We start from the raw sequence: 2,346 nt of genomic DNA on the forward strand, positions 1-2,346 counted from the left end.
CCAAAAAGCAAAGTTATGATGACACGAGAAGAAGTAGTAGAGATAATGAACTACTGCAAAGAGCACAAAGTGACTTATAAGTCAAGATTAGAGGAACTCAACATCCCTGTATGGCGGTTTTACGACAGCAAATCCCGTTATGCCGCCGAGCAATCATCGGGTAAAACGGCTCAAGGTGAGTTTATCGAGCTTCCACACAGCGGATCTTTTGTTCCGGTTCCTTCATTTGCCGGTACAACCGGACGGAAACAGAAAAATACACCGGCTACGCCAAGCGGATTGAAAGAGATGGAAATACGTACACCGGCCGGTAGTGCCATACGCATTTGCGGTGAGCTAAATGAAAAGGAACTGTTTTCAATCATCCGGGCCTGCAACCATGTTCAGCCTTAATGACAGTATGTGCTATCTGTTGTATAACCGCCCGACTGATATGCGCAAAAGCTTCCATACCCTCAGCGGTATCATCACCGACGCCGTGGGGCAGGACCCCTGCAACGGCAACGTGTATATCTTCATAAACCGTGACCGTATAAAACTCCTGCATTGGGAGCCAGGCGGCATGGTGCAGTATTCCAAACTTCTGGAAGCCGGCACTTTAGGCAAGCCTGATTCTGCCAGCGATAATGAGGTCTGTGCAAATATAGAATGGCGGGAACTTGTCATGATTGTGGAGGGTATCATGGAAGCCCGCGATTCGCGACGCACGAGACTTGAAAACCTGCAAAAGCTTCGAAAATAGTACCTTTTTTTACTCCGTTCACTTTTGTATGTCATTGGATTTCTTCATAACCTTCCTGTTGAGAGAAAGTAACTTTTTCAACATCCGAATTGAGTTGGACGAGATGCAAAGAAACGTTATCCATACTGGTTAAGCATGATACCATTTGCCGGATATAAGTTCCAATCCCATATACCGCAGCCCGGCTTCAATAGGCATAAAAGCATTCGTTACAATATGGGCTTTATCGAAAATACGGGCATGTTCTTCCGGATCGGAGGCCAAACAACAAAATTCATTTTCCAACAAACTATCCAGCGCATCTATACATTCATAATCCAAATCAGCATAAATACCTCCATATTCATATAGAATCAAATAACGAATCATATCCCAACGCTGAACTGCATACGGATAAGAATTATATACATCCCTATATTCGGCATGTCCAGCCATAAAGGCATCGATCTTCTCGCCATTCCAGAAAATGCACGTCCAATCCGGATGTTGCTCTTTCCATGTTTGAGACAAATCCGACAAAAGATCCGGTTGTGGACCATCCTTTCCTTCCCACACTTAGGTGTATAGTCTTTGGTATCTGCATATTTTATCTAATTTATACCCGACACTATAATAGCACTAAACTACGCAAAAACCATTCTACGCCTTAATTTTTGTTGTTATAGTTAGATTTAAATATATGATTTCTTTTACAATCTGTAACACAAAATCTTATGCTATACAATAGACATACACAAACGAGATCTTACTTATTGTCAAAATTTCCGAAAAAGCCATTGGTTCAAATCGAAACTACCACCGCATCTAATTTGATTTTATATCCCATATAATTCAAATTACACACAAGGGAGTAATATTTTTTAACAAACAACATATTCCATATATACCTACTAATCACAGATTTACAAAATGACTCTATTTCAGGAGGGGATATTGTCTATTTTTGATACAAACTTAGAGCCATTTTCCTAACGTACGCTTTGCTTGCTTTCCTTATTTCAGGCTTAAAAACAGCACGATTCCGTACCGTCTTCCCAGGATCATCTAAATGATTTTTCAAATGATCTGAATGGTTTTGGAAAACTATCCAGACAATCGGGACAAACGATCAGGATAAACGTACGGATGTAAGAGAACCTACGAGTGGCAACTCTAACAAATTGTCAATCGTAGGTCCGCTATTTACAGATATGCTAATTTGCCAACGGAAAAAGATGAGCGACCGTGTTCCTGCCGCCAACAAGATTCAACTGCTGCTCGCCCCAGACAAACGTTCCGCTCAGCAAAGCCGGTAAAACGATATGGCCGGAAAGTCCTTTGCCGTTTTTCTTCAAACTGACTTCGATAAGCCCTGCCGGGTGAGGGCTCTTTCCTTCTATCTCCGCATACCGATCGGCCAAACCGACCTTTTTCAAGGCACGGAACAGGTAAAAGCGATAGTAGAAGGTAGCCTGGATCAGAGAAGAATCCCAAACAATTTAGATACAGAAGATTCCAATGCAGCATTACATCCGTTTTTTAAACTAAAAGCTACACATATTTTATCTGCCAATTTATTTTTCACATCCAACTGTTTTAAAACAAGGAGATAAGACACATATACA

The 2,346-nt window shown here is 41.4% G+C and carries 4 protein-coding genes; 2 read left to right on the forward strand and 2 right to left on the reverse strand.

The window, feature by feature from the left end; genetic code table 11:
* The first annotated feature begins 15 nt into the window (after positions 1–15).
* The gene (locus BHV83_RS11165) at positions 16–393 is read left to right on the forward strand and encodes a hypothetical protein (protein ID WP_229092741.1); all 378 of its coding nucleotides are present in this window, start codon (positions 16–18) and stop codon (positions 391–393) included.
* A 7-nt stretch (positions 394–400) separates the two neighbouring features.
* A complete protein-coding gene (gene tnpB / locus BHV83_RS11170; RefSeq protein ID WP_286757526.1) occupies positions 401–742 on the forward strand; it encodes an IS66 family insertion sequence element accessory protein TnpB in 342 nt (113 codons plus the stop codon).
* Between the two features lie 129 nt (positions 743–871).
* On the opposite strand, the gene BHV83_RS11175 is transcribed toward tnpB, so the two are convergent.
* Positions 872–1,297 (reverse strand): glycosyltransferase family 32 protein, encoded by a 426-nt coding sequence (locus tag BHV83_RS11175; protein ID WP_122206287.1) that lies wholly within the window; start codon positions 1,295–1,297, stop codon positions 872–874.
* 638 nt (positions 1,298–1,935) lie between these two features.
* A complete protein-coding gene (locus BHV83_RS11180; protein ID WP_122206288.1) occupies positions 1,936–2,157 on the reverse strand; it encodes a hypothetical protein in 222 nt (73 codons plus the stop codon).
* Positions 2,158–2,346: the final 189 nt, after the last annotated feature.

The organism is Parabacteroides sp. merdae-related_45_40, assembly GCF_001915675.1.

Coding starts and splice junctions, on each gene's coding strand:
- BHV83_RS11165 (WP_229092741.1), top strand. CDS start 16: ATGATGACACGAGAAGAAGTAGTAGAGATAATGAACTACTGCAAAGAG.
- tnpB (WP_286757526.1), top strand. CDS start 401: ATGTGCTATCTGTTGTATAACCGCCCGACTGATATGCGCAAAAGCTTC.